Source organism: Massilia sp. YIM B02763, assembly GCF_030412015.1.
Taxonomy (GTDB): domain Bacteria; phylum Pseudomonadota; class Gammaproteobacteria; order Burkholderiales; family Burkholderiaceae_D; genus Telluria.
The window spans coordinates 22,451-49,188 of the sequence record NZ_JASNRD010000024.1 but is presented as its reverse complement, the minus strand read 5'-3'; the positions used below and the strand labels follow the sequence as shown (position 1 = coordinate 49,188).

General features: G+C 68.3%; 28 protein-coding genes. 18 read left to right on the top strand and 10 right to left on the bottom strand.

Translation table 11 applies throughout. The features are described from left to right. Positions 1 to 68: 68 nt before the first annotated feature. Positions 69 to 2,456: a bifunctional diguanylate cyclase/phosphodiesterase gene (locus QPK32_RS22935; protein ID WP_290415102.1), complete on the bottom strand. Its 2,388-nt coding sequence runs from the start codon at positions 2,454 to 2,456 to the stop codon at positions 69 to 71. A gap of 124 nt (positions 2,457 to 2,580) precedes the next feature. Next, positions 2,581 to 3,387 carry a methyltransferase domain-containing protein gene (locus tag QPK32_RS22930; protein WP_290415101.1) on the bottom strand — a complete coding sequence of 269 codons (807 nt, stop codon included), beginning with the start codon at positions 3,385 to 3,387 and terminating at the stop codon, positions 2,581 to 2,583. Positions 3,388 to 3,514: 127 nt separating this feature from the next. Between QPK32_RS22930 and QPK32_RS22925 the strand changes: the two genes are divergently transcribed. Continuing rightward, on the top strand, positions 3,515 to 4,684 hold the full coding sequence (locus tag QPK32_RS22925) for a diguanylate cyclase (RefSeq protein ID WP_290415100.1): 1,170 nt from the start codon (positions 3,515 to 3,517) through the stop codon (positions 4,682 to 4,684). A 21-nt stretch (positions 4,685 to 4,705) separates the two neighbouring features. Here the strand turns inward: QPK32_RS22925 and QPK32_RS22920 are convergent, their stop codons facing one another. Next, positions 4,706 to 5,020, bottom strand: coding sequence for a PAAR domain-containing protein (locus QPK32_RS22920; RefSeq protein ID WP_290415099.1), 315 nt, complete (start codon positions 5,018 to 5,020; stop codon positions 4,706 to 4,708). A gap of 156 nt (positions 5,021 to 5,176) precedes the next feature. Here QPK32_RS22920 and QPK32_RS22915 point away from each other — a divergent pair, with 156 nt between their 5' ends. Then, entirely contained in the window at positions 5,177 to 5,797 is a 621-nt protein-coding gene (locus QPK32_RS22915; RefSeq protein WP_290415098.1) for a hypothetical protein, read from the top strand. 11 nt (positions 5,798 to 5,808) lie between these two features. Here the strand turns inward: QPK32_RS22915 and QPK32_RS22910 are convergent, their stop codons facing one another. Together QPK32_RS22910 and QPK32_RS22905 are read right to left on the bottom strand one after the other, a co-directional pair. Further along, the gene (locus tag QPK32_RS22910; protein ID WP_290415097.1) at positions 5,809 to 6,120 is read right to left on the bottom strand and encodes a hypothetical protein; all 312 of its coding nucleotides are present in this window, start codon (positions 6,118 to 6,120) and stop codon (positions 5,809 to 5,811) included. 226 nt (positions 6,121 to 6,346) lie between these two features. Continuing rightward, complete coding sequence (locus QPK32_RS22905) at positions 6,347 to 6,994, bottom strand: ABC transporter ATP-binding protein (RefSeq protein ID WP_290415096.1); 648 nt, start codon at positions 6,992 to 6,994, stop codon at positions 6,347 to 6,349. A 219-nt stretch (positions 6,995 to 7,213) separates the two neighbouring features. Here QPK32_RS22905 and egtD point away from each other — a divergent pair, with 219 nt between their 5' ends. Genes egtD through QPK32_RS22890 form a run of 3 tightly spaced genes read left to right on the top strand, consistent with a single transcriptional unit; the run spans position 7,214 to position 10,339 of the window. Then, on the top strand, positions 7,214 to 8,179 hold the full coding sequence (gene egtD / locus QPK32_RS22900) for an L-histidine N(alpha)-methyltransferase (protein WP_290415095.1): 966 nt from the start codon (positions 7,214 to 7,216) through the stop codon (positions 8,177 to 8,179). Positions 8,180 to 8,195: 16 nt separating this feature from the next. Continuing rightward, entirely contained in the window at positions 8,196 to 9,422 is a 1,227-nt protein-coding gene (gene egtB / locus QPK32_RS22895) for an ergothioneine biosynthesis protein EgtB (protein ID WP_290415094.1), read from the top strand. Next, on the top strand, positions 9,419 to 10,339 hold the full coding sequence (locus QPK32_RS22890; protein ID WP_290415093.1) for a YihY/virulence factor BrkB family protein: 921 nt from the start codon (positions 9,419 to 9,421) through the stop codon (positions 10,337 to 10,339). The genes egtB and QPK32_RS22890 overlap by 4 nt, the downstream gene beginning before the upstream one ends. Here the strand turns inward: QPK32_RS22890 and QPK32_RS22885 are convergent. The 5 genes from QPK32_RS22885 to QPK32_RS22865 form a co-directional block, all read right to left on the bottom strand. Further along, positions 10,336 to 11,271 carry a cupin-like domain-containing protein gene (locus tag QPK32_RS22885; protein ID WP_290415092.1) on the bottom strand — a complete coding sequence of 312 codons (936 nt, stop codon included), beginning with the start codon at positions 11,269 to 11,271 and terminating at the stop codon, positions 10,336 to 10,338. The two genes, QPK32_RS22890 and QPK32_RS22885, sit on opposite strands and share 4 nt — an antisense overlap. A 64-nt stretch (positions 11,272 to 11,335) precedes the next feature. Further along, positions 11,336 to 11,911, bottom strand: coding sequence for a hypothetical protein (locus tag QPK32_RS22880; protein ID WP_290415091.1), 576 nt, complete (start codon positions 11,909 to 11,911; stop codon positions 11,336 to 11,338). Positions 11,912 to 12,024: 113 nt separating this feature from the next. Then, on the bottom strand, positions 12,025 to 13,410 hold the full coding sequence (locus QPK32_RS22875) for a TadE/TadG family type IV pilus assembly protein (RefSeq protein WP_290415090.1): 1,386 nt from the start codon (positions 13,408 to 13,410) through the stop codon (positions 12,025 to 12,027). 1 nt (position 13,411) lies between these two features. Further along, complete coding sequence (locus tag QPK32_RS22870; protein WP_290415089.1) at positions 13,412 to 14,017, bottom strand: TadE/TadG family type IV pilus assembly protein; 606 nt, start codon at positions 14,015 to 14,017, stop codon at positions 13,412 to 13,414. A 2-nt stretch (positions 14,018 to 14,019) separates the two neighbouring features. Further along, complete coding sequence (locus QPK32_RS22865) at positions 14,020 to 14,490, bottom strand: TadE/TadG family type IV pilus assembly protein (RefSeq protein WP_290415088.1); 471 nt, start codon at positions 14,488 to 14,490, stop codon at positions 14,020 to 14,022. Positions 14,491 to 14,628: 138 nt separating this feature from the next. Here QPK32_RS22865 and QPK32_RS22860 point away from each other — a divergent pair, with 138 nt between their 5' ends. The 13 genes from QPK32_RS22860 (at position 14,629) to QPK32_RS22800 (ending at position 26,670) form a co-directional block, all read left to right on the top strand. Continuing rightward, positions 14,629 to 16,317 carry a sensor histidine kinase gene (locus QPK32_RS22860; protein WP_290415087.1) on the top strand — a complete coding sequence of 563 codons (1,689 nt, stop codon included), beginning with the start codon at positions 14,629 to 14,631 and terminating at the stop codon, positions 16,315 to 16,317. A 30-nt stretch (positions 16,318 to 16,347) separates the two neighbouring features. Then, positions 16,348 to 17,004 carry a response regulator transcription factor gene (locus QPK32_RS22855; RefSeq protein WP_290415086.1) on the top strand — a complete coding sequence of 219 codons (657 nt, stop codon included), beginning with the start codon at positions 16,348 to 16,350 and terminating at the stop codon, positions 17,002 to 17,004. 264 nt (positions 17,005 to 17,268) lie between these two features. Then, positions 17,269 to 17,403, top strand: a complete 135-nt coding sequence (locus QPK32_RS22850) for a hypothetical protein (RefSeq protein ID WP_290415085.1) — start codon at positions 17,269 to 17,271, stop codon at positions 17,401 to 17,403. 37 nt (positions 17,404 to 17,440) lie between these two features. Beyond that, entirely contained in the window at positions 17,441 to 17,614 is a 174-nt protein-coding gene (locus QPK32_RS22845; RefSeq protein WP_290415084.1) for a Flp family type IVb pilin, read from the top strand. A gap of 79 nt (positions 17,615 to 17,693) precedes the next feature. Then, positions 17,694 to 18,248 carry a prepilin peptidase gene (locus QPK32_RS22840; protein WP_290415083.1) on the top strand — a complete coding sequence of 185 codons (555 nt, stop codon included), beginning with the start codon at positions 17,694 to 17,696 and terminating at the stop codon, positions 18,246 to 18,248. Beyond that, on the top strand, positions 18,236 to 19,621 hold the full coding sequence (locus tag QPK32_RS22835; protein WP_374046779.1) for an ATP-binding protein: 1,386 nt from the start codon (positions 18,236 to 18,238) through the stop codon (positions 19,619 to 19,621). The genes QPK32_RS22840 and QPK32_RS22835 overlap by 13 nt, the downstream gene beginning before the upstream one ends. Then, positions 19,597 to 20,457, top strand: a complete 861-nt coding sequence (gene cpaB / locus QPK32_RS22830) for a Flp pilus assembly protein CpaB (RefSeq protein WP_290415081.1) — start codon at positions 19,597 to 19,599, stop codon at positions 20,455 to 20,457. The genes QPK32_RS22835 and cpaB overlap by 25 nt, the downstream gene beginning before the upstream one ends. Positions 20,458 to 20,471: 14 nt before the next feature. Further along, the gene (locus tag QPK32_RS22825) at positions 20,472 to 21,944 is read left to right on the top strand and encodes a type II and III secretion system protein family protein (RefSeq protein ID WP_290415080.1); all 1,473 of its coding nucleotides are present in this window, start codon (positions 20,472 to 20,474) and stop codon (positions 21,942 to 21,944) included. Next, complete coding sequence (locus QPK32_RS22820) at positions 21,941 to 22,195, top strand: hypothetical protein (RefSeq protein ID WP_290415079.1); 255 nt, start codon at positions 21,941 to 21,943, stop codon at positions 22,193 to 22,195. The genes QPK32_RS22825 and QPK32_RS22820 overlap by 4 nt, the downstream gene beginning before the upstream one ends. A gap of 9 nt (positions 22,196 to 22,204) precedes the next feature. Next, positions 22,205 to 23,386, top strand: a complete 1,182-nt coding sequence (locus tag QPK32_RS22815) for an AAA family ATPase (RefSeq protein WP_290415078.1) — start codon at positions 22,205 to 22,207, stop codon at positions 23,384 to 23,386. Then, positions 23,383 to 24,726, top strand: a complete 1,344-nt coding sequence (locus QPK32_RS22810) for a CpaF family protein (RefSeq protein WP_290415077.1) — start codon at positions 23,383 to 23,385, stop codon at positions 24,724 to 24,726. Before QPK32_RS22815 ends, QPK32_RS22810 begins: the two co-directional genes overlap by 4 nt. A 12-nt stretch (positions 24,727 to 24,738) precedes the next feature. Next, positions 24,739 to 25,713, top strand: a complete 975-nt coding sequence (locus QPK32_RS22805) for a type II secretion system F family protein (RefSeq protein ID WP_290415076.1) — start codon at positions 24,739 to 24,741, stop codon at positions 25,711 to 25,713. A gap of 9 nt (positions 25,714 to 25,722) precedes the next feature. After that, the gene (locus QPK32_RS22800; RefSeq protein ID WP_290415075.1) at positions 25,723 to 26,670 is read left to right on the top strand and encodes a type II secretion system F family protein; all 948 of its coding nucleotides are present in this window, start codon (positions 25,723 to 25,725) and stop codon (positions 26,668 to 26,670) included. Positions 26,671 to 26,738: the final 68 nt, after the last annotated feature.

Sequence of the window (26,738 nt, the reverse complement as noted above, 5' to 3'; positions counted from 1 at the left end):
GCTATTGTAGAAGAACGATGTCGTTTGGGCTACAAATAAATAGACCAAATGTAAATATTGCAGTGTAATCAAGCGGCCGCGGCAGGCGTCTCGTCTTCCAGCATCGCCAGGCCGCGGCGCTGGCGCAGCAGCTGCTCGAATTCCTGGGCCGGCAGCGGACGCGAGAAGTAATATCCCTGCATTTCGTCGCAGCCCTGGTGGCGCAGGTAGTCGAGCTGCTCGGCCGTCTCCACGCCCTCGGCGATCACGGACAGGCGCAGGTTGTGCGCCAGCGCGATGATGGAGGCGACGATCGCGGCGTCGTTGGCGTCGTGGCCGATGTCGTTGACGAAGGAGCGGTCGATCTTGAGCACGTCGATGGGGAAGCGCGACAGGTAGGAGAAGCTCGAGTAGCCGGTGCCGAAGTCGTCGATCGACAAGTTCACGCCCAGCGACTTCATGCGGTGCAGCAGTTCCACCGCCGGCGTCACGTCGCTCATGAACAGGCTTTCCGTCAGTTCCAGCTCCAGGCAGGCGGGATCCAGGCCCGTGTCGTTCAGCACCGATTCGATGTTGTCCAGCAGATCGCTCGATGCGAACTGGCGTGCCGACAGGTTCACGGCCACGCGCAGCCGGCCCAGGCCGGCATCCTGCCAGGCCTTGTTCTGGGCAGCGGCGGTGCGCATCACCCAGGCGCCGATGGGGACGATCAAGCCCGTGTCCTCGGCCACGCCGACGAAGCGGCCCGGCGGCACCATGCCCAGCTCCGGATGCTTCCAGCGGATCAGCGCCTCCATGCCGACGATCTGGCCCGTCTTGAGGTCGACCTGCGGCTGGTAGTGCAGCACGAATTCGTTGCGTTCCAGCGCGTTGCGCAGCGCGCTCTCGATGCGCACGCGCTCCAGCGATTCCTCGTTCATGGCCGGCGTGTAGAACTGGAAGTTGTTGCGGCCCAGTTTCTTGGCACGGTACATGGCGATGTCGGCGTGCTCGATCAGGTTCTCGGACGGGGTGCCGTCGCTCGGGTAGACGGCCACGCCGATGCTGCAGGTGACGAAGAATTCCTTGGTGCCCAGCATGACCGGCTGCGCCACCGCATCCATCAGGCGCTGCACGATGTCGGGGGTGAGCGGCTCGTCGCGGTGTTCGGACAGGATGGCCACGAATTCGTCGCCGGACAGGCGCGCCACCGTGTCGCTGTCGCGCAGGGCCCCGCGCAGGCGCGCGGCGACCGTCATCAGCAGCACGTCGCCGGCCTTGTGGCCCATGCTGTCGTTGACGAACTTGAAGCGGTCCAGGTCGATGAGCATCACCCACACGGGGCGGCCGCTGCGGTTGGCGTAGGCGACGGCCTGGCCCAGGCGGTCCTGCAGCAGCGAGCGGTTGGGCAGGCCCGTCAGCACGTCGTGCTGGGCCACGTGGTGCACGCGCTGTTCCGTCATCTTGCGCGCGGTGATGTCGCTGCCGGTGCCGCGGTAGCCGGCGAAGCGTCCGTCCTCGTCGAACACGGGCTGGCCGTTGATGCAGAACCAGCGTTCCTGGCCGTCGTCGTCGACGGCGCGGTATTCGAGGTTGCGGAACGGCTCGTGCGCTTCCAGGCAGGCGCGGTGCTCGCGGCCCAGCTCCGTGTCCACCAGCGCGGGCACGTAGTCCCAGCGCGACTTGCCGAGCACGCGCTCGATGCCGATGCCGGATTTTTCCGTGAAGTCGCCCGTCACCGACACGAAGCGGAACTGCTCGTCCTGTTCCCAGTACCAGTCCGATGACATGGCCACCAGCTGGCGGAAGCGCTGCTCGCTTTCCTGCAGGGCCTTTTCCGTTTCCTTGCGCGCCAGCATGTCGTCGATCAGGCGCTGGTTCGTCAGCTTGAGATCGGCCGTGCGTTCCTGCACCAGTTCCTGCACCCGACGCGCGCGTTGGCCGGTCGCCTGCACGAAGGCGCACAGCAGCAGCGTGGACAGGATGCCGCCGCCCAGCAGCAGCGTCGAGGCGAGGTGGGTGCCGGTCCAGGTGTGCGGCGCCGCCAGCGTCTCGACGGTCCAGTCCTGGCCGCCGGCCGAAAAGCCGTGCAGCGCGTGGCCCTCGTGGCCGCCGCTCAACCAGTGCAGCGAGGGCAGGACGAAGGACGGCGCCACGGCCTGGGCGTCGTTGGCGAAGACGAGGCTGGCGGGCAGGGCCTGGCGGCCGGCGTACAGGCGCAGCAGCACGCGGTCGTCGCCCGCGAGGCCGGCACGCGTCAGCGTCTCCCGCGCCAGCTTCTCCGCCCCCGGTCCGGCCGCGCCGGACGCCGTCGCCTGCGCCATGCCCTGCTGCAGGGCGGCGACGCGCACGACGCTGTCCTGGGCGAAGGCAAGCGCCTCCTTGTCGAATTCGAGGCGGCCGACGGCAGCCGTCAGCACGGCTGTCGCGACCAGGCCGCCCACGAGCGTGAGGGCAGCCGCGGGCGTAAACGAAAACGGCGGTCGGCGACGCGACATCCAGGCTTCCTATGGGTTACGGGAGGCCGGCGACCGCCGGTTCCCAGGGAACGATAGCTTGCTTAGAAGCAGCAAATGCGGGCGCCAGTTTGTCACAGAAACCCCTGTTTCCGCAAACAAATCGTCAGCTGCCGGGACGGGCGCGTTCCCTCTGTGGCAGGGGCAGGACAGTCCGCATTATGATCCAGGCAAGTACCAGGCGCACGCCTAGCCGATTCAACCATCCCGCTCCCAGGCCGCCGCGGCGGGCCAGGCAGCGCTGCATGGGGGCTGCCGGCGTGGCCGCGCCGCCGGCGACGGCGAACACGATGCGGTTGTTGCCCGCGACGCCGCGGGGAGCGCAGACGCGGCCGTCGAACACGGCGCCGAGCGCGGCCAGCACGGCATCGTGGCGCGGGTCGTAGCTGAAGACGTTGGCGACCAGCACGCCGCCGGGCCGCAGCGCGCGCCTGCAGTCGGCGTAGAAGGCGGCGTCGGCCAGGCGCGGCGGCAGGCCGGCGGCGTCGAAGCCGTCGAGCAGCAGCACGTCGGCCTGGCCGGCCAGGCGCGGCAGGTAGTCGGCGGCATCGGCGTGGACGACGGAGAGGCAGTCGTCGTCGGGCGGCACGTGGAATTGTTCGCGCAGCGCGATGACGTCGGCGCGCAGTTCGATGACGGTGATGCGCGTGCCGGGAAAGTGGCGCCGGCAGAACTTGACGAGCGAGCCGCCGCCCAGGCCCACCATCACGATATGTCGCGGGCGCGGCACGAACAGCACGAAGCACATCATGGCGCGCAGGTAGGCCAGCGTCAGCGCGTACGGACGCGACAGCAGCATCTCGCTCTGGATGTCGCCGGGCGTGAATTCCAGCGTGCGCCGGCCGCGCGCGGTGCGCACCAGCGGGGCGGGGTCGTCGTCCTGGTAGACATGGCGGTAGGGTTGGCCGGGCATGGCCGGAGTATAGGGCAAAGCCTGCCATGGCGGGCCGGCCGAGGCGGCTTGTTGCCCAGGATGAATTTCTGATAAGCTGGCCGCCGTCGGCGCGACTGGCGCGAACGACCACGACTTCCGAGGGCCGATGGACTCCACCACCATGGTATTGGCGCTGGCACTGGGCAACCTGGCCCTGTGCGCCACCCTGTTCTTCTTCGAACATGCCGAGGGCCGGCCGGCGGCGCTGTCCCCGTGGGGCTGGGCGCGCCAGGTCCAGGCCGCGGCCTGGCTGCTGCTGGCGATCGCCGCCGGCGGCGTGGTGCCGGAGGGCCTGGCGCTGCCGGTCGCCTATGCGCTGCTGTTCGCGGGCGTCGCCTGGGAAGCGGGCGCGCTGTGGGAACGCGCGGGCAAGCGCCGCTGGCGCCGCGTCTTCGTGCCGCTGCTGGTGCTGGCCATCGTCGCCTTCCTGCTGTGCTGGTGGATCGACGAGGTCGGCCTGCGCGCCGTCGCCGCTTCGCTGATCCTGGGCATCCTGTACCTGACGGCGGCGGCGGCGCTGGCGCGCGGCTGGGCCGGCTCCTCGATGCTGCAGCGCTTCCTGGCCGTGGCCATCGCGCTGCTGGCCCTGGTCGTCGGCGCGCGTGGCGCGCTGGTGCTGGCTTCGCCCGCGGGCTGGGGCTGGATGAGCAACGAACTGCTGCGCCAGCTGCACGGCGGCGCCCTGTACCTGCTGGCGCTGCTGGGCGGCTTCGGCTGGCTGCTGCTGGGGCGCGAGCGCCTGCAGGACGAACTGGCGCGCCTGGAAGTCGTCGACCCGCTCACCGACGTGCCGAACCGGCGCGGCTTCTTCCAGGCGCTGGCGCCGTGGATGGCGCTGGCGCGCCGTCCGGGCCAGCCGACCGCGCTCGTCGTGTTCGACCTCGACGGCTTCAAGCGCATCAACGACAGCTACGGCCATCCGGCCGGCGATGTCGTGCTGGCGGCCCTCGTCGAAGCCTGCAAGCGCCAGCTGCGCGACAGCGACCTGCTCGGGCGCCTGGTCGGCGTCGAGTTCGCGATCCTGCTGCCCCGCACCAGCCTGCAGGATGCCGCCATGGTGGCCGAGCGCATGCGCGCCGCCATCGCGGCCCAGCGCGTCAAGACGGAGCGCGCGATGATCTCGCTGACGGCCAGCTTCGGCGTGACGGCGATCCGCGCCGACGACAGCACCGTGACCCTGCTGGCGCGCGCCGACGAAGCGCTGCGCGCGGCCAAGGACGCCGGACGCGACCGCGTGGCGTTGGCGGCGCCGCCCGCCGACGTGGCGGAAGAGTAATCAAGCAATCACGTCACGCGATCACAGCGCGTCGCTCACCCACTGGCGCCAGCGTTCCTGGTTGGCCAGCAGGCGCGGTGCTGGCGAGCAGTTGCACAGGCACAGGTCGTCTTCCAGCGCGGGCCGGCGGCCGTTCTCGCTGACCGCCAGGCGCGCGCCGGCGCAGGCGATCCTTCCTTCGGCGCCGCACGTGGGGCAGGACACCAGGTCGCCTTCCAACGCGCGCGGCACGCCGTCGAGCGACATCAGCGAACTGGCCGTCACCACCTTGCCGCCGGCTTCGGTCGCGGCGCCCAGCACGATGTAACGACGGCTCCTGATGGCGGTGACATGCATGGCGTTCCTCCAGACAAAACCGTCAATCTAGGCTTGCGGACAGCGCTTGCCTTGATCCTTATCATGGAGAGGCGCATTCGTCATCCGCCGAAGCGCTCTTTCGGTCGAGCGCGAAATAATATATATTGTTTGGTTTGTTTGACGATGGAGTATCCGATGGCGAGGACGAGTGCCAAGGCCGCCAAGGCCCCCGTGAAGCCGGCCGCGAAGGCGGCGGCAAAGGCCGTGGCGAAGACCGAGGCGAAGCCAGGCATCAAGGCGGCCGCCAAGCCTGCCGCAAAATCGGCCACTAAAGCGGCTACGAAAGCGGCCACGAAACCCGCCGCCAAGGCCAGCGCCCAGTCCGCGGCCACGGCCGCCAGGCCGGTGGCCAAGGCCGCAACCAAGGCCGCAACCAAAGTCGCAACCAGGGCCGCGACCAAGGCTGCAACCAAGGCCGCACCCGCGGCGCCGCGCGCGAAAGCCGCTCCCGTGGCCCGGCTGGCCCGCGACGCGGCGCGCGGCCTGGCCGGCGGCGCCAAGGGGGCGAAGGCGCAGGCCCGCCCCGAAGCCGATGCGCGCCCGGTCCTGGTGCGCGACAGCTTCACGATGCCCGAACAGGAATATGCGGTGCTCGGCGCCGTCAAGCAGGCATGCCTGCGGGCCGGCTTCGAGATCAAGAAGAGCGAGCTGCTGCGCATCGGCGTGGCCTTGCTGGGCCAGCTCGACACGCAGGGCTTGCGCGCCGTGCTCGACGGGCTGCCGCAGCTCCGGACGGGCCGCCCGCCGGCCGAGTAGGCGGCGCCGCGCTAGTGCCGCGTGGGCGGCACCGGCTGGGTGCGCGCTTCCGCCGTCAGCTCCTTCAGCTCGCGGATCGGAATGTTCGACTTCTCGTGCATCCGCAGCAGGATGGTGGCGCCGACGTTCAGCTTGCGGTGCCGGATCTTGCTGATGATGGGAGGCTGGACCTCGAGGACGCGGCACAGCTCCGCGTCGTTCTTCAGCTGCATGCGCTGGATCAAGGTGTCGAGTAGTTTATTGGGGACGAAGCTCGATGGCTCCATCGCTCTCGCTCGATGCATTGCTTCGAGCAACTCCTGTTTCTTCTGCCGTACGCTCATGAATTTTCTCCACAGTGGTGAACATTCAAGACAGATCGACTGTTTTGGAGAAACTCTGATTGGTGTTGTCCCCGTGTGGATGTGTCGGTGCACGCGTCGCGCCATGCGACAGGGCACCGCTTTTCTCCACGCCGGTGTGCTTTGTTGGAATGCTACTACTGTTTCGACGGATTCGACGCACTGTTCATGAATAAAACTTCATAACGTCGGTCTTTCTGCTGGGAATTTACGTTAATTTCAATCCGGAACGTGTCAGCACGATGGTCCGGTCCGCCAGCGCCGCGGCCGCATGCGAGTGGGTGACCATGATCGCGCCGGCGCCGCTCGCCTTGATCTCGGCGCGCAGCAGCTGCAGGATGCCGTCCGCCGTTTCCGGATCCAGGTTGCCGGTGGGCTCGTCGGCCAGCAGCAGGGCGGGGCGGTGCACGAGGGCGCGCGCAATGGCCACGCGCTGCATCTCGCCGCCCGACAACTGGCGCGGGAAATCGCCGTCGCGCCCGCCCAGGCCCACGGCGTCGAGCATCCGGGCGACGCGCTCCGGGTCGGGCCGGCCGTTCAGCAGCAGGGGCAGGGCCACGTTCTGTGCCAGCGTCAGGTGCGGCAGCACGTGGAAGGCCTGGAAGATGAAGCCCATGCGGGTACGGCGCAGGCGCGTGGCGGCATCGTCGTCCAGCGCCGTCGTGGGCGTGCCGTCGACGACGACCTCGCCGGCGTCGGGCGCATCGAGGCCCGCGACGAGGTTCAGCAGCGTCGACTTGCCGACGCCGGATTCGCCCATCACGGCGACGAATTCGCCGGCCTCGAAGCGGTGCGACAGGCTGGCCAGCACGGTGCGGCCGCCATAGGATTTGCTCAGGTTGACGAGTTCAAGCATGGGTTTTCCGGCGGCATCGAGGCATGCGTCAAAAGTATATATCGTACCGGAAAATGCATAGAAACCACGTTGCATGGCAGGGCAAGAGGCTTCCCGCAATCCCTGCCGCCCCCTACACATGGGTGGCGTCCGCTTATACGCAATTCGCGTATCATAATTAAAACAGCAACATTGACAGTCATGCCGCACGGTGCGGCATGGCGCCACCAAGGACACGCGATGCGCAATGCCACGTCGATCGACGCCCCCGCCCAGCAGGAGCGCCTGCACGTTCCCGCCGAACTGGATGCGAGCCTGCGCGCGCGCCAGGCCTGGATCTCGCCCAAGTTCCTGTACGATCCGCTGGGTTCGAAGCTGTTCGAAGCGATCTGCGAATTGCCCGAGTACTACCCGACCCGCACGGAAGCGGGCGTCTTCGCCGCGTTCGGCGGCGAGATCGCGCGCACGGTCGGCACCGGCAGCACGCTGATCGACCTGGGCGCCGGCAACTGCGCCAAGGCGGCCAGCCTGTTCCCGCTGCTGCATCCGGCCCAGTACGTACCGATCGACATCTCGGCCGAGTTCCTGCAGGACGCCGTCGCGCGCCTGCAGCAGCGCTTCAGCCACATCGAGATGCAGCCGCTGGGCATGGACCTGTCCGGTCCCCTGAACCTGCCGGACACGGTGCGCCCGGAACGCCGCCTGTTCTTCTATCCCGGTTCCTCGATCGGCAATTTCAGCCCGGACGAGGCACGGGACTTCCTGCAGCGCGTGCATGCCCAGTGCGGCCACGACGGCGGCCTCCTGATCGGCATCGACCTGGCCAAGGACCACGCGGTGCTGGACGCGGCCTACGACGATGCGCTGGGCGTGACCGCTGCGTTCAACCTGAATGTGCTGAACCACGTGAACCGCCTGCTGGGCGCCGACTTCGACATCCGCCAGTGGCGCCACCGCGGCTTCTACAACGCCGCCGAGCGCCGCGTGGAGATGCACCTGGAGGCGAACACCGCGCAGCTGGTCAGCTGGCGCGGCGGCAGCCGCCGCTTCGAGGCCGGCGAGTGGATCCATACGGAGAACAGCTACAAGTACCGCCAGAGCGATGCCGTGGGCCTGCTCGAGCAGTCGGGCTTTGCCGCCACCAAGGTGTGGACCGATCCGCAGGGCTGGTTCGCCGTGATCCACGCGCGCGCGCTGTCGCACTGATCCTGCCGGAGACGCCATGGGAGCCAATGAACACCGCCCGGAGCTGGAATTCGCCCACGTGCGCCAGCGCTCGACCCACCTGGCCGAGCCGCTGTCGCCGGAAGACTGCTGCGCCCAATCGATGCCCGACACCAGTCCCGTCAAGTGGCACCTGGCGCATACCACCTGGTTCTTCGAGACCTTCATCCTCGAACCGCGCGAGCAGGGCTTCCACCCCTTCCATCCGGCGTTCCGGGTGCTGTTCAACTCCTACTACAACAATGTCGGCGACAAGCATCCGCGCCCGCGCCGCGGCCTGCTGACGCGGCCCGCGCTCGCCGAGGTGCTGGCCTATCGCCAGGACGTCGACCGGCGCGTGATGCGCCTGCTGGCGGCGCATGGCCAGGATGCGGAACTCGCCGCCCTGGTCCAGCTCGGCCTGCAGCACGAACAGCAGCACCAGGAACTGCTGCTCACCGACGTCAAGCACCTGCTGGCGCAGAACCCCTTGTACCCGGCCTACCACGACTCGCCGCTGCCGGCCTCGCACCCGGCGCAGCCGCTCTCCTGGATCGCCTTCGACGGCGGCCTGGCCGAGATCGGCCACGAAGGCCGCGGCTTTTCGTTCGACAACGAGCTGCCGCGCCACCGCCAGTACGTGGCGCCGTTCGCGCTGGCCTCGCGCCTCGTCACGAATGCCGAGTACCGCGAATTCATCGAGGCCGGCGGCTACCGCGACCCCGACCTGTGGCTGGCCGAAGGCTGGGACAAGGTCTGCAGCGGCGAGCTGCGCCATCCGCTGTACTGGGTCGAGGAGGAGGGCGGCGCCTGGCGCGAATTCACGCTGCACGGCCTGCAGCCGCTCGATCCGGTCCGCCCCGTCACGCACGTGTCGATGTATGAAGCGGACGCGTATGCGCGCTGGCGTGGCGCGCGCCTGCCCACCGAGGCCGAATGGGAATTCGCTGCGCGCGACGTGGCGCTCGCCTGTGGCGACCTGCATCCGCGCGCGGCGGGCACCGCAGGCCTGTCCCAGATGTTCGGCGAATGCTGGCAGTGGACCAGCAGCAGCTACGCCCCCTACCCCGGCTTCGCCCCCGCGCCCGGCGCCCTGGGCGAATACAACGGCAAGTTCATGGTCAACCAGTACGTGCTGCGCGGCTCCTCCTGCGCCACGCCGCATGGCCATGCGCGCGCCAGCTACCGCAACTTCTTCCCGGCCGGCGCCCGCTGGCAATTCACGGGGATCAGGCTGGCGCGATGAAGGGTGCGCGCGGCCTGCGCCTGCGGATCCTGAACCGGCGCGCCAACGCCTATATCGTCGCCCACCCGCTCGACTTCACGCTGGCAGTGCTGAAGGCCTTCCGCGCCAACCAGGGCCTGCTGCTGGCCGGCGCCGTCGCCTATTACGCGCTGCTGTCGATCGTGCCGTTCCTGATGCTGGTCGTGGTCGCGCTGTCGCACTTCATCGACCAGGGCGAGCTGCTGGTGACGCTGCGCCGCTATCTCGAATTGCTGGTGCCGGGCCAGTCCGGCTCGATCGTCGCCGAGGTCGCGCACTTCCTCGACACGCGCGACCTGATCACCTGGGTGCTGGCCGCCACCATGCTGTTCTTCAGCTCCTTCGCCTTCACCGTGCTGGAAAACGCGATGAGCGTGATCTTCGTGCACCGCGTGGCCGTGCGCCGGCGCCACTTCCTGATCTCGGCGTTGCTGCCGTACTGCTACATCCTGGCGCTGGGCTTCGGCGTGATGATCGTGACCCTCGTCGCCGGCACGCTGCAGGTGATCGGCACCGAGAGCGTCGACCTGTTCGGCTACAGCTGGTCGCTGCACGGCGTCTCGGGCGCGCTGCTGTACCTGCTCGGCCTGGCCGGCGAGATCCTCGTGCTGACCTCGATCTACCTGGTGATGCCGGCCGGGCGCCTGTCGCTGTCGCATGCGCTCGTCGGCGGCATCACGGCGGCGCTGCTATGGGAAGTGGCGCGCCACGTGCTGGTCTGGTATTTCTCCACGCTGTCCAAGGTGAACCTCGTGTACGGCTCGATGAGCACGGCCATCGTCGTCATGTTCAGCCTGGAGATCGCGGCGGCGCTGCTGCTGTTCGGCGCCCAGGTGATCGCGGAATACGAACGCGTGGGCCAGGGCGGGCGCGAGGGCGAGGCGCCCCAGCCCATTTAATCTCGCTTGAGCGCGGGATCGTCGCGCAGCGCCAGCGGCATCGCGCGCGCCCAGCGGTTCGAGGACAGCGAGAACGACAGCGCGCGCACCTGGTGGTACCAGCCGGCCGGCACGTACAGCATCTCGCCCGGCCGCACGACCACGTCCACCAGCCGCGCCTGGCGCGCCAGCGGATAGCGCTCGAAATCGGGATGTTCCGGGTCGAACGGGGAGCCGAACAGCACGGGGTTCGCCGGCTTCACGTACAGGAATGCGTCGTGGTGGGGCGGGGCCAGGAAGATGCGCTTGCTGCCCCATACCTGGGCGAAGATATTGTCGTCGTAGTCGCAGTGCAGCGGCGTGACGGTGCCGGCCGGGCCGACCCAGAAGCGCGGCGGCCCCATCTTCTCGAACCAGCCGGGCCAGTGGCACAGCGCGTTCAGTTCGCGCAACTCCAGGTTGCCGACGTAGGGCGGCAGCGCGTGGCCGCCCTGCTCGGCGAGGTCGAGGTAGTCGCGCATCGCCATGTCCCGCATGGCGCGGTCCGGGGCGAACGCGGTGCCGATGTAGTCGCCCACGCGGGCCCGCACGGGCACGTGGCCGTAGCGTTCGCGCAGCACGGACGGGGGCAGGGCGGCCAGCGGCCAGCGGCTGGCGACGCCTTCGACGAGGAAGGGCAGGCCCTGCTCGGCACGGGCGCGGAACGCGGCGGCGTCGGGACGCTTGATGCGCGGGACCTTATCCAGCAGCGGGAGGGCGCGTGCGGACTCCCTGATGGCATCGCGCATGGCCTGCATGGAGACGACGCCGCGGGCCCGGGCATCGCGCTCGGCCCGTTCCTGCTGCAGGGCCTCGTCGTGCGGCGCGGCCTGGCGCGAGGCCTCCAGCGGCGGCAGGCGGCGCGCGTCCTGCGGCTGGTCATTTTCGTCGGATCGAAAGGGTGCGGTATTCATTGGCTGCGCATTGTAAGCGACAGCCATCCACCCGGGGCGTTTTCGCCGGCGCCTCGCGCATCCCTCAGGACTGTCGGCGCCGGCGCCAGGCCAGCAGCAGCACGCCGGCGGCCGCCATGGCGGCCCCGCCCGGTTCCGGCACGGGAGCAGGCACGATGTCGAACCGGGTCTGGTCGGTCCAGTAATAGCGGTAACGCTCTTCACTGAACTGGCCGTACGAATACGACGAGGCCTGCAAACCGCTCGTCACGGCGCTGCTCCAGCCGGAGTAGTATTCGTCATTGCCGCTGACGCCTGCCGAAAACGCCAGCGTGCCATCCTCGGCGTAGCTGAACGTCGACAGGCTGCAGCGGCGGTAGGGGCTCGGATTGTCCATGCAGTCGAAGTAGTCTTCGCCGCGCAGGCTGAAGCCGGTGAGTTCGGACAGCGCGACGATACCGTCCGCATCCGCATCGGATCCCGTGAAGCTGCCGTAGATGGTGTAGTCCGGAAGGAAGGCTTCGGTGTGCGTGGTCTCGTCGCGATAGCTGATGTCGACCGTCGAGAAGAAGCCGGTGTACGTGAATTGCCAGGTCGTGGGCTCGGCGTACGCCGGCAGGGCGATGGCGCCAAACAAGGCGGCAAGCAGGGGTGTGCGCATGGCGATGCTCCCGTAGTGGATGCATCGGCCAGATTAGCACCGGACGCGGCGCACGTAATGACGCACGCGTCCGCTGTCACGGAAATGCGACTCGGCAGTAAAGCCGGTGCGGCTTACTTCGTGATGCGCAGGATGGCCGTGGCCAGGCGCGAGAAGCAGGGCGTCAGGTCCGCTTCGGTGGCGGCGTAGCAGTACATGCCCACGGGCTGGTTCGGCTTGTAGCAACGCGCCGGCGCGTCGGGTACGTTGGCCATGCACTTGAGGAAATCCTCGCCGATCTCGCCATCGATGGTTTTCTTCAGGTCGCTGCCGAGGCCCAGCGTGAACACGTAGACGCCTTCCGCGCGCGACTGGGCGGCCATCGCCTCGGGGAGGTTGCGCGCGACGCGGCTGATATTGGTGAGGCCGACGCTGATGTTCGTGAGGTCGGTCGTCGTCACTTGACGGGGCGTGTCGGTGAGCAGCGGATAGGTCACGGTGTCGGGATGGGCGTTGTACGCATCGGGCATGCGCTTGATGTTGGAAACCGCTTGCGAGGTGGAGCCGAAATACGTGTAAGTGGTTTGTACTCGGCTCGCCGTGCAACCGCTCATAACTGTTCCATAAGTTTCGGTCACCGGAAATAGACCGCTGTATCCGCCGTACTGGTTGGGCGGCGATGTATCGATGGCGCCGACCTTCGAGCAGTTGTAGCCTGGATTGAACGTGAACGATGACGAAAACGAAGTCGGCACCCCGTCCGAGAAGAACACGATCACGCGCATGACGGAGCGGTTGTTGGATGGAATCAAATTCAGCTGGTTTCGGGCGTTCCACATGCCTTCGGAGGAATTTGTTCCGCCTTCAAATTGGAATGCGTCGATGTTCGTGCTCATCGATGTGCGGGTGAAGCCCCGTGCGCTTGTGTTGATCGGGTTGTCGACCTCCGCACCACTGGAGAAATGGATCAGGGACACCCGATCCTGGCTGCTGTTGAACTTGTTCAGAAAGGTCTTTGTCGATGCCTTTACGGTGTTGCCCACGGACTTCAGCGAGCCCGACGTATCGATGACCAACGCCATGTCGAGGTCGTTGCGGATCGTCTGCGCATACGCCACCGGCTTCAGGCTCGTGAAGCCCAGCACCTGCATGAAGGACACCGCCAGCGGCGCCTCCGCCGTGACGTCGATGGTGGCGCGGCCGCCGTTGAAAGTGACGTTCGTGCTGAGCAGCTTCGGCTTCGAGAACATATAGCTCGTCGGAATGTTGGCCGCGAAGAAGGTCGCGGCCGCCGCCTGCGCGCTGGCGATCTGGGCGGCCTGGGTGCTGCCGTCCGTGACGGCGCGGGCTCCCGCCAGGGCGGCCGAGTCGACGGCGGCGTTCAGGCGCGCCTTGACCAAGTAGGCCAGGCCGGCATCGACGACGAGGCCGACGGCGCCGAGCAGCACGACCATCGAGATGGCCACCATGATGGCGACGGCGCCGCCCTGACGGCGGGGAGTGGGGTAGCGCTGGTGCATGTCAGAAGATCGTCATCGAATACAGGTCGGGGCCGAACACGGGCAGGCCGAAGAAGCTGGTGGCGGTGCCGGCCGTCAGCATGTCGTAGCGGTACCAGGTCTCCACGACGAACACGATCTCGCCGTCGTCCAGCTGGCCGCTCATGATCGACGTCGCCGGGCGCGACGTGCTGCTGATCGAGGTACAGGCGCCGTTGCTCCAGGCGCCACAGCTATACACCTTGCTGCCCGGGCCGTACTTGCTGGCCCGGTAGCCGAGGTTGCGGGCCGCGTCGTCCCAGCGGTACTGGTCCAGCACGACGCTCCTGGAAACGCCGTTGCTGACCACCCCCATGACGCGCGTGATGTAGATCATTCCCTGCTGCTTGACGTTGAGCGGCGGGGCGCTCGCCATCAGGGCGTACATGACGTCCTGGCTGCTGCTGGCCAGGTCGACGTTGCCGCGCGCAACCAGATTGGCCCCTTCGCGGCCGAGGTTGACCATGATGGTATTGGCCTGCAGGGCGCGTCCCGCATCGATCATGCCGAACAGCAGGATCATCAGGATCGGCAGCAGCAGGGCAAATTCGACCGCGGCGACGCCGCGCTGGCGTAAATGATAAAACATGGTCAGAAGAAGAACTCGTTGCGCATGACGGTCGCGACGGCGAAATGGTATTTGCCGTCAGTAAAGAATGCGGCCAGCAGCGGCGTCGTGACTTTCCAGTCGCAGTCGAGGCGCATCACGATGATGTCGCCGGCGTTGCCGAACATGGCATTGCTGTACGTCGACGTCGTGTATTTGGTGCCGTTGACGGAAATGGTCGTGCCGAGCTTGTCGTAGAAGCCCATCGAGTTGTTCTTGATTTTCTGGATGACCGCGCTGTAACGCTGGCTGGCGACAGCCGGATCGAGGCTGGTCTGGCCGGTAAGGGCAAAGCGCCCGCCTTCCCGGATCGCGTACTGCATCGTCAACGTCGAGAAGAACATCAGGCTGAGTTCGAGCAGCGACAGGAGGACGAGCAGCACGACAGGCGCGACGATCGCCATTTCGACGATTGTCGCACCGGACTGACGGCGAAATTTTGTCTTGTTTATCATCTTTACCGTTTCTACGCGGCATATGGTGTAAGATTTTGCTGATTCTACAGGGCAAGAATTACGCTCCGGTCGAATCTTGAGTAAGTGTCACGGATAGTGTCTGCCCCGAACAACATGAGTTGGATTGACAGCATCGCTTTGACTGCATCGCTTAAGAAACCCGCTACTTCCCTCGACGGCCCCAGCGCCATCGCAACCCGTATTGCACCACCCGGCGCCGAAGTGTGGATGGTGTTCGGCATGCGCCTGCTGCTCGCCGTGTCCGCATTGCTCACGCTGTACATCGGCTCCGGCGTCGTGCTCACCGGCCGCTGGTCGTGGCTGATCTTCGCCGCCTACACGCTGCACAGCCTGACGCTGCTCGTGATCGCCCATTACCGCGCCGGCTTCTGGCACGGGCCCGCCATGTACTGGGTCGACCTGGGCTGGTACGGCCTGATGGTGTGGGCCAGCGGCGGCGCCTCCAGTCCCTTCGTTGCGTTCATCTTTTTCGCGATCCTGGCTGCCTCGTTCCGCCACGGCTTCGACACGGGCGCGAAGCTGACGCTCGGCTCGGCCATCGTCGTCACGGCCGCGGTGTTCGCCGGACGCAGCGCCGTCGTGCTGCACCTGCTGCTGCTGCGCGCCACGTTCGTGCTGGCGCTGGGCTACATGATCGCGTTCTGGGGCGGCCTGGCGGTGGAGCAGCGCCGCCGCCTGGCGCTGCTGCGCGACGTCAGCCGCTTGTCGAACCCGCGCTTCGGCGTGCAGCACACGCTCGACTCGCTGATGGAAAAGATCCTGCGCTTCTATGGCGGCACGACCTGCGTACTGCTGACCCAGGACGGCGACGACTGGATGCTGACCACCGTGCGGCACCCCAGCCACGGCCGCGCCATCGTGCGCAGCCGCGTCGCCGCGGCGGCCGTTGAGCCGCTGCTGGACCTGGAGGGTGGCGCGGCCGTGCTGTACCGCGTTCCCGCGCGCCTGTTCGGGCCGGACCGCGCGCCGGCCGTCCAGCTGGCGTCCGGCGCCACGGCATGGACCGCGATCGACCCGTCCGGCTGCGCCGCCGTCGCCGACCTGCTCGATGCCCGTTCCTTCATCGCCGTGTCGCTGCCGCTGCGCAAGGGCAGCGGGCGCATCTTCGTCACGGCGAACGAGCGCCTGCGGCGCAACGACGCCTCGTTCCTGAACCATATCGTGCAGCAGGCCTTCCCCGTCATCGAGACCATCGAGCTGCTCGACCGGCTGGCGTCCGAGGCGGCCTTCCGCGAGCGCCAGACCATCGCGCGCGACCTGCACGACAGCACGATCCAGCCCTACATCGGCCTGCGCCACGCGGTGGCGGCGATCCGCAACCAGGCCGGCGCCGACAATCCGGTGGCGCCGGAACTGGAGCGCCTGGTCGACATGTGCTCGGACGTCGTGACCGACATGCGCCGCTTCGCCCACCAGTTCAAGAGCGGGCGCCAGCAGGAACCGGAACTGCAGGTCGCGCTGCGCCGCCAGATCGACAAGGTGCGCACCTTCTACGACGTCGACGTGACGCTCGACGCGCAGGGCACGCCGGCCATCAACGACCGCATGGCGGCCCAGGTGTTCCAGGTCGTCACCGAAGGCGTCAACAACATCTGCAAGCACACCCGCGCCAGGCAGGCGACGGTGACGCTGAAGGAGGAGGAGGGCCAGCTCGCGATCGTCATCGCCAACCCGCCCGACGGGCACGGCGCGCCGGCGGCCTTCGTGCCCGTCTCGATCGCCGAACGCGTGCAGGGACTGGGCGGCACGCTCGACGTCGCGGCGACGGAGCAGGGCACGCGGCTGCACATCCGCGTGCCGATCTGAGATGACGACCAAGAACGACAAGGAGAGGACATGACGACCATCCGCATCCTGCTGGTGGATGACCACAAGACCATGCTGTGGGGTCTGGAGCGCCTGATCCAGGCCGAGGGCCCGCCGTTCGAACTGGTGGGCAGCGCCAGCGACTGCGAGCAGGCGACGCGCCTGTGCGCGGAGCTGGCGCCCGACATCGTCGTGCTCGACCTCGACCTCAAGGGCAGCAGCTCGCTCGACTTCCTGCCCGCGCTGGTGGCGAACGGCAGCACGCGCGTGGTGATCCTGTCCGCCAACCGCGACCAGGCCACGCTCGCCTGCGCCGTCAAGCTGGGTGCGCGCGGCGTGGTCAGCAAGGAGGCGCCCACCGAGGACGTGCTGGCCGCGATCCGCAAGGTATTCGCCGGAGAGCTGTGGCTGGACCAGTCGCTGATGCAGGCGCTGCTGGGCCAGATCGTGGCGCCGGCACCGAAGGCCGACCCGGAAGCCCAGCGCATCGCCGCGCTGACCGCCCGCGAACGGGAGGTGATCTCCCTGATCGTGCAGGGCAAGGGCGCCATGAACAAGGACCTGGCCGAGCGCATCTTCATTTCCGAGCGCACCCTGCGCAACCACCTCACCACCATCTACCAGAAGCTGGGCGTGGCCAACCGCCTCGAGCTCTACGTCTACGCCACCAGGCACGGGCTCTCGTGATCCGTCGTCCCTGCGCAGGCAGGGACCCGATTTTGCAAGCCTCCCCACTGCGCATGAAACGTCGACCCTGCCTGCGCAGGGGCGACGGGCTGGCGTCGGCGCCCTCCGACAGGCGCCTAGTACATTTGTCCCGCCCCGTCACGGCAACAGCTCCCACGCAAAAAGTGATATTTGCCGGATGTGACGAAACCCGCAAATCCGTATAGTTCAACTCATGCGCTGCGCAACGAAACATGCGGTCCGGCGCTGACGACAGGAGCGAACGTGTACGACAAGGAAGATAACCCGGAACTACAGTACGAAAGGAGCGGGACGCCCGCTACCGCGTACCTCGTTCTCGGCGTGCTGGTCGCTGTTGTCGGTTTGATCGCGGTACTCGCCGCATGGACGAGCAGCTAAACAAACAATCAATTTCGTTAATTATTAAAGGAACATCATGAACTTCATCAAAAACTTCATCCGCGAAGAAGACGGCGTCACCGCAATCGAATACGCCCTGATCGCCGCCCTGATCGCCGCCGTGATCGTCGGCGTCGTGACGACCCTGGGTGGCAACATCAAGGCCGTCTTCGAGGGTATCGCCAAGAAGATCGTGATGCCGGCTGCGTAATCGCAGCGCTGCGCCGGACCGGCGCATCCCGGTCCGGAACGCCCCCTCGTTCCGGACTTTTGTTTTCTACGGAGCCATCTTGACCTCGATTCCCCTGATCCTCTTGTGTGCGCTGCTGGCCGTGGCCGTTTGGCATGATGTGGCAGCACGCCGTATCCCGAATGCCGTGGTGTTCCCCGGCATGCTGGCCGCGCTGGCGCTGCACGCGCTGCTGCCGGCCGCGCTGGGCGGATCGGGGATCGCGTCGGCGCTGGGCGGCCTGGGCCTCGGCCTGGCCATCCTGATGCCGATGTACGTGCTGCGCCTGATGGGCGCGGGCGACGTCAAGCTGCTGGCGATGGTTGGCGCCTTCGTGGGTGCCGGCCAGGTGGCGGCGGTGGCGCTGGCCACGCTGCTCGCCGGCGGGGTGCTGGCCCTGCTGGTCGCCGCGTGGCAGGGCAGCCTGCGCCGCCTGCTGGGCAATACGCGCCAGATGATGGTGCACGGCGGGATGTCGGCGCTGGCCGGCTTCATGACGCCGGCCGTCGCGCCGGCCGCGCCGGCCAGCGGCCGCCTGCCGTACGCGGTGGCGATCGCGGCCGGCACCGGGGCCTGCCTGGCGTGGGTGCAACTGCTTGGAGAATGGCCGCTGTGAGCGAGACAATGATTGCGCCGGCCGACGCGCGCGCTCCGCGCACCGTCGAGGATACCGGCCTGCCGTTCCTGTTCCTGGTCGAACTGGTGGCCAAGGTGCTGCACCGGCGCGGCCAGCTGCGCCTGCCGGAACTCGCCTCGCACCTCAAGCTCGGCGTCGGCGTCATCGACCCCCTGATTACCTTCCTGCGGGCGGAAAAGCTGTGCGAGGTCGCGCGTGTCGGCAGCAGCGGCACCGACGCCGACCTGTGCTACCAGCTGACCGACGCGGGCCGCGCGCGCGCCGCCACGGCGCTGGCGCGCAATGCCTACGCCGGTCCCGCGCCCGTCACCCTGGCCGCCTACACGGCCCAGGTGGCGGCGCAGAGCGTGGGCAACGTGCAGGTCACGCGCGCCGCCATGGCGGACGCGTTCAGCGGCATCGTCGTCAACCCGCAGGTGCTGGCCCAGCTGGGCGCCGGCATGAACTCGGGCCGCGCGCTGTTCATGTACGGCCTGGCCGGCAGCGGCAAGACCTACCTGGCCGAGCGCCTGCGCGACCTGCTCACCGGCGCCATCGCCGTGCCCTACGCCTTGATGGTGGACGGCGAGGTGATCCCGTTCTTCGACGGCGTGCAGCACGTGCCGGCCGGCGTGTGCGAACTGGCGCCGACCGGCATCGACCGCGGCAGCGCCCCGGACGCGCGCTGGGTGCGCGACGTGCGCCGTCCGGCCGCGCTGGCCGGCGGCGAACTGACGCTCGAGATGCTCGACCTGCGCTTCGACCCGCACACCCGGCTGTACCAGGCGCCGCCGCACCTGAAGTCGAACAACGGCATCTTCATCATCGACGACCTGGGGCGCCAGCGCTGCACCCCGGAAGCGCTGATGAACCGCTGGATCGTGCCGATGGACCGCAACGTCGACTACCTGACGCTGCACACGGGCCATACGTTCCAGGTGCCGTTCGACGTGATCGTCGTGTTCTCGTCGAACTTCGTGCCGCAGCGCCTGTCCGACGGCGCCTTCCTGCGCCGCCTCGGCTACAAGATCGAGGTGCCGCCGGCGTCGCGCGACGAATACGAACAGCTGTTCCGCCAGGCCTGCGCGCGCACCGGCGTGGCGTTCGACGGCGGCGCGTTCGACTACCTGCTGCGCCTGCACCGCGAGCGCGACGTGCCGCTGCTGGCCTGCCATCCGCGCGACCTGCTGCGCCAGCTGAGCGACCTGGCGCGCTACGAGGACCGCGCCCCCGAACTGTCCAGCCGCACGCTGGACTGGGCCTGGGATAACTATTTCGCGGCCGCCGCCCCGCGCGGCCGCGCCATGGAACTGGACCGCCGCGAACGCGGCAAGTTGGAGACACAGCAATGCGAAATTCGAGAGCCCTCCTGATCATCGGCGTGGCGCTGTTCCTGGCGCTGGCCGCCGTCGTGGTGGCCGCGCGCTGGATGAACGCGCAGGGCGCCGCCGGCACCTTCGTGGTGACGGCCGTGGGCGACATCCCCCAGGGCACGCGCGTGACGGCCGCCAACCTGCAGCTGACGGAATGGCCGTCGGGCTCGCTGCCTGCCGGCGCCTTCGTCGAGCTGAAGCAGCTGGAAGGCCGCGTCACCCGCGCCGACGTCGCACGCGGCGAGCCGGTGCTCGAATCGAAGCTGGCGCCCCCGGGCACGACGGGCGGCCTGTCGGCCGTCGTCGCGGCCGGCAAGCGCGCGATGACCGTGCGCGTCAACGACGTCGTCGGCGTGGCCGGCTTCGCGCTGCCGGGCAACTACGTCGACATCCTCGTCAACCTGCAGGCCGGCGGCGATGCCCTCAACGCCCAGCGCTCGATCTCGAAGATCGTGCTGGAGCGGATCCTCGTGCTGGCCGTCGCGCAGGAGTCGGCCGTCGACGACAGCAAGCCGCGCGTGGTGAACGCCGTCACGCTGGAACTGACGCCGGACCAGGTCGAGAAGCTGGACCTGGCGCGCAGCATCGGCTCGCTGTCGCTGGTGCTGCGCAACCAGGTCGATCCGCAGCCGGCGAATACGGCCGGTGCGACGCGCGAATCGGTGCTGGGCCTGCCGGAACCGAAGCCTGCCCCGGCCCCGGCGCCCGCCATGATGGCCCCGCCGGCCGACCCGGCGCCGCGTCCGGCGGCAGCCCCCGCACGCCAGGGCGCGCCGCGCGCCGACGGCGTCCTCGTGATCCGCGGCCTGGACGCCGCCCAGCAAGCAACCCAATGAAAAGCACGCACGCGATGAAACTCCTGAACCACAAGACCCTGCTGGCCTGCGCGATCGCGCTGGCATGGAACGCCGGCCATGCCGCGGCCGTGGCGCCCGTGCGCGCCGCCGCCGTCGCCACCGACTGCATCGACCTGCACGGCAGCGGCCCGCAGCGCCTGGAACTGGTGCGCGGCAAGTCGGTCATCAAGCGCTTCTGCACGCCGGCCAGCCAGGTCACCGTGGGCGCGCCGGAAGTGGCCAACGTGGTCGTGCCGAACGCGAACGAAGTCGTGATCGTCGCGCGCAGCGTGGGCACGACGAACCTGATCGTCTCGGGCCGCGACCAGCGCTCGACGGTGCTGGACCTCGTCGTCGGCCTGGACACCGCGGCGCTGCGCGCCCAGTTCGACACGCTGTTCCCGCAGGAGAAGGACATCCGCATCGGCAGCGCCGGCAATACGCTGGTCCTGTCGGGCATGGTCAGCGATTCGGCCGTGGCCAGCCAGCTGGTGGAGATCGCCACGGCGTTCCAGGAAAGCACGGCGCAAGCCGGTGCGGGCGCCGCCGCCGCCGGTTCGCCGTCGCCGGCCGGGATCGGCGCGCCCGCCGCGCCGGCCGCTCCCGCTGCCGGCGCAAGCACGGCCAAGGTGCTCAACATGCTGTCCGTCGCCGCGCCCCAGCAGGTGCTGCTGGAAGTGAAGATCGCCGAAGTGTCGAAGTCGCTCGTCGACCAGCTCGGCGCCAGCGCCACGGCCGCCTACGGCAAGGCCAACGGCTGGACCTACGGCATCGCTTCCAGCCTGCTGTCCGGGGCCTCCGGCAGCGTGAGCCTGGCCAAGGGCGCGGCGCGCAGCTTCCAGATCGACGGCCAGAAGCAGGACGGCCTGGTCAAGATCCTGGCCGAGCCGACCGTCATGGCCATCAGCGGCCAGGAAGCCAGCTTCCTCGCCGGCGGCAAGATCTTCATCCCGGTCGCGCAGAGCGGGGCAGCCGGGGCCACCACCATCACGCTGGAAGAGAAGGAATACGGCGTGGCCGTGAAGTTCCTGCCGACCGTGCTGGCCGGCGGGCGGATCAACCTGCGCGTGGCGCCGGAAGTGTCGGAACTGAACCGCGACGGCATCGGCATCAACGCCACCGGCGGCTCGAACGCCACCGCGATCCTGCCGGCCTTCACCACGCGCCGCGCGGCCACCACCGTGCAGCTGCGCGACGGCGAAAGCTTCGCGATCGGCGGCCTGATCCGGAATAACGTCACCAGCGACATCAAGCGCTTCCCCTTCCTGGGCGACGTGCCGGTGCTGGGCACGCTGTTCCGCAGCAGCGAATTCCAGAACGACCGCACCGAGCTGGTGTTCCTGGTCACGCCGCACCTGGCCAAGCCGCTGGCGGCCACGCCGCGCCTGCCGACCGACGATTACGTGCAGCCGAACCGCGTCGACTTCCTGATCGGCGGCCAGCACGAAGGCTGGCGCCCGGACGGCGCCAAGAAGGAGCAACAATGATGAACATCCGATTTCCGATCGCGCTGGCCATGCTGGCCGCGCTGGCCGCGCTGGCAGGTTGCGCCTACGAAGGCCCGGCCGGCAACGGCAGCGCCGTGCGCGCCATCATGGCCAGCCAGGTCATCCCGCCGCAGCCGCGTGCGGAGACGGGCACGGACGGCGCCGCCGCCGCCGCGGCCTACGCCAACTACAAGCAGTCGTATGCGCAGCCGACGCCGCAGGGCGACAGCGCCATGGTCGGCAAGCGGTAAGGAGAAGCCATGAAAATCGCCGTGTTGTCGCGCGACGACCGCCACCTGATCGAGCTGTCGCGCATGCTGCGCAACCGTCCCGGCTCGGACGAAGTCGACATGATCCCCGGCACGCCGGCGCGCCTGTCCACGCTGGACGATGCCGCCGTGCCCGACGTGCTGATCGTCGACCAGCCGCGCGTGGAAGAGGGTGAGCTGGACCAGCTCGAGCGCGTCGGCCACCTGTTCCCGCGCCTTGCGTTCATCGTGATCACCGCCGACCAGTCGCAGGACTTCCTGCTGCGCGCCATGCGCGCGGGCGTGCGCGAGGTGCTGCCGCCGCAACCGTCGGAAACGGCGCTGACGCAGGCCGTGGACCGCGTCGCCGAAAAGCTCGGCAGCGCCAGCGCCGCCCAGGGCAAGGTGCTCGCCTTCATCTCGTGCAAGGGCGGCAGCGGCTCGACCTTCCTCGCGACCAATCTCGCCTACGCGCTGTCGGCCGGCGGCACCAAGAAAGTCTGCCTGATCGACATGAACCTGCAGTTCGGCGACGCCTCGCTGTTCGTCTCCGACACCAAGCCGCTGGCCACGCTGTCCGACGTCGCCACGCAGATCCACCGCCTCGACCCGTCGTTCCTGACCTCGAGCATGGTCGCCGTGACGCCGAACTTCAGCATCCTGGCCGCGCCGTCCGATCCGGCCCACGCGAGCGACGTCAAGCCGGAGCACGTGGACGCCATCCTGAAGCTGGCGCGCCGCCAGTACGATTTCATCGTGCTGGACGTCGGCCGCAGCCTGGACCCGGTCAGTATCCGCGCCCTCGACCACGCCGACCGCATCTATCCCGTGCTGCAGATGACGCTGCCGTACATCCGCGACGGCAAGCGCCTGCTGACGGTGTTCCGCAACCTGGACTACGGCAAGGAGCGCATCGAGCTGATCGTCAACCGCCACGACAAGAACAGCGACATCCGCATGAAGGACCTGGAAGAGGCATTCGACGGCGTGAGCATGCGCACCGTGCCGAACCACTACGACGCGGCCGCCAGGTCGGTCAACCAGGGCGTGCCCGTCACGCGCCTGGTGCCGGACAGCCTGCTGTCGCTGATGCTGATGGAAATGGCGCGCGACCTGACCGGCGAGCCGGCTCCCGTGCAGCCCGGCGGCGGCCTCATGAAACGCCTGTTCGAACGTAGGAGCAAACCCCGATGAACATCCCGTCCGTCTCCCTGCGCGACCGCCTCGGCGGCGCCGGCGCGCGCCCGGCCGCGACCCGCGGTCCGATCGACAACCGCGCCTACCACCAGCTCAAGAGCCGCATCCACGAGGCGCTGCTCGACCGCGTCGACCTGGAGAGCATGCAGCGCCTGAACCAGGACCAGATCCGCCAGGAGCTGCGCCTCCTGGTCGAGCGCCTGCTCGAGGAAGAGATGGTCGTCATCAACGACGCCGAGCGCAAGACCCTCACGCGCGACATCCAGAACGAGATGCTGGGCTTCGGCCCGCTCGAGCCGCTGCTGGAAGACCCGACCGTGTCGGACATCCTGGTCAACGGCGCCAAGCAGGTCTACGTCGAACGGCGCGGGCGCCTGGAGCTGACCGACGTGACGTTCAACGACGACGCCCACCTGATGAAGATCATCGACAAGATCGTCTCGCGCGTGGGTCGCCGCATCGACGAATCGAGCCCGATGGTCGACGCGCGCCTGCCGGACGGCTCGCGCGTGAACGCGATCATCCCGCCGCTGGCCATCGACGGCCCGGTGATGTCGATCCGCCGCTTCTCCGCCGATCCGCTGCGCATCGCCGACCTGGTCTCGTACGGCAGCATGACGGCCGAGATGGCCGAGGTGCTGCAGGGCCTGGGCAAGGCCGAAGTCAACATCCTGATCTCGGGCGGCACGGGCAGCGGCAAGACCACGATGCTCAACGTGATCTCCAGCTTCATCGGCCACAGCGAGCGCATCGTCACCGTGGAAGACGCGGCCGAGCTGCAGTTGCAGCAGCCGCACGTGGTGCGCCTGGAGACCCGCCCGGCCAATATCGAAGGCAAGGGCGAGGTCACGCAGCGCGCACTGGTGCGCAACGCACTGCGGATGCGTCCCGACCGCATCATCCTGGGCGAGGTGCGCGGCGGCGAGGCACTGGACATGCTGGGCGCGATGAACACGGGCCACGAAGGCTCGATGGCGACCATCCACGCGAACACGCCGCGCGACGCGCTCACTCGCCTGGAAAACATGGTCAGCATGGCCGCCGGCACGCTGCCGGCCAAGGCGATCCGCCAGCAGATCAGCGCCGCCGTCGGCGTCGTGGTGCAGGTGGCGCGCCTGACGGACGGCAAGCGCAAGGTGATGTCGATCTCGGAAGTCACCGGCATGGAAGGCGACGTCATCACGATGCAGGAGATCTTCGCGTTCCGCCAGACCGGCGTGTCGCCCGACGGCGCGGTGCTGGGCCATTCGACCGCCACCGGCGTGCGCCCGCGCTTCGCCGAGCGCCTGCAGGCCTACGGCGTGAACCTGCCGGCCCACGTCTTCGAGCCGCGCTGAGGACCGCCGCGCATGGACATTACCTTCACCGTCTTCGTCGTGCTGCTGTTCGCCGCCGTCATGCTGCTGGTCTGGGGCGTGTACGTCGGCTGGCGCGCGCACCGCGACCCGGAGGCGGAGCGCATCGCGCGGCGCCTGCGCGGCGTGATCGGCGGCGAGGTGCGCGAGGCGGACGTCACCATCGTCAAGGACCGGCGCCTGTCCGACAGCCCCGACCTGGATGCGATGCTGCGCCGCATGCCGGGCGCGCGCCGCCTGGACCGGATGCTGCTGCAAGCGGGGGCCCGCTACCTGGTCTCGGCCCTGGTGGGCATGTGCCTGGCCTGCTTTGCCGCCGGCTTCCTGGTGGCGCTGTGGCTGCGCGTGCCAGGCCTGGCGCTGCTGCCGCTGGCGCTGGCCGCCGCCGGCCTGCCGCTGCTGCGCCTGGCGCGCGCGCGCATCAAGCGCATGGAACGCTTCGAGAAGCAGTTGCCCGACGCGCTCGACATGATGAGCCGCGCGATGCGCGCCGGCCACGCCTTTCCCACGGCCCTGAAGCTCGTCACCGACGAGATTCCGGCGCCGCTGGGCGAGGAATTCAAGGTCGCCTTCGACGAGGTCAACTTCGGCGTGTCGATGGCCGACGCGCTGAACAACCTGGCCGTGCGCGTGCCCAGCATGGACCTGCAGTACTTCGTCGTCGCCGTGCTGATCCAGCGCGAGAGCGGCGGCAACCTGACGGAATTGCTGGCCTCGATCAGCGCCATCATCCGTGAACGCCAGAAACTCGTCGGCCACGTGCGCGTGCTGTCGGCCGAGGGCCGTATCTCGGCCTGGGTGCTGTGCCTGCTGCCGTTCGGCGCCGCCACCATGATGTACTTCGCGAATCCGGAGACGATGAGCATCCTGTTCGTCGATCCGGCCGGGCGCAAGCTGGTCGGCGCTGCGCTCGCGATGATGGCCTTCGGCCTGCTTGCGATCCGCAAGATCGTCCGCATCCGCATGTAAGGAAAGTCCATGAAGCCGTCGCAACTCCTGTTCCTGGCCCTGATCTTCATCCTCATCTTCGGCGCGGCCATCCTGGCCATGCTGCTGTTGACGCGCAACCCGCTCAAGAACCGCCTGTCCGCGCTGGACGAGCACGATTCCGGCAAGGGCGCCGCCGCGCCGGAAACGAGCTGGCGCGAGCGCCTGGCGCGTGTGGCCGCGCCGCTGGCGAAACTGTCGGTGCCGTCCGAAGGCTGGGAGACCTCGCCGCTGCGCCTGCGCTTCATCAACGCCGGGTGGCGCGCGCCGTCGGCACCGGGTCTGTTCCATGCCGGGAAGACGGCGCTGACGCTCGGCCTGCCGCTGGTCGCCTGGCTGGTGCTGCGCGAGAAATCCGGCGAGTCGGGATCGACCATGCTGATCGCCCTGACGATCGCGGCCGGCGCCGGCTACTACCTGCCCGACCTCATCCTCAAGCGCAAGGTGGCGCTGCGCCAGCGCGACATCTTCGAAAGCTTCCCGGATGCGCTCGACCTCATGACCGTGTGCGTGGAGGCGGGCCTGGGCATGGATGCGGCGCTGGCCCGCGTGGGCGCCGAGATCGGCCTGAAAAGCCCCGTGCTGGCCGAGGAACTGCAGCTGGTGACGCTGGAACTGCGCGCCGGCATCGCCAAGGACAAGGCCTTGCGCAACCTGGCGCTGCGCACGGGTGTCGAGGACGTCGACGGGCTCGTCAAGATGCTGATCCAGGCCGACCGCTTCGGCACCAGCGTCGGCACGGCGCTGCGCGTGCAGTCGGACCAGCTGCGCACCCGCAGGCGCCAGATCATCGAGGAAAAGGCGGGCAAGATCGCGACCAAGCTGCTGTTCCCGCTGATCTTCTGCATCTTCCCGGCATTGCTGGTGGTGCTGCTGGGACCAGCCGTGCTGCAGATCATGCGTTCGCTGGGACCGATGTTGGGGTCGAACGGGGGCTGACGCCGTCGTCGCGGGACGAAAAAAAGGCCGCCGGCAGTGCGCCGGCGGCCTTTTGTATCAAGGGAACC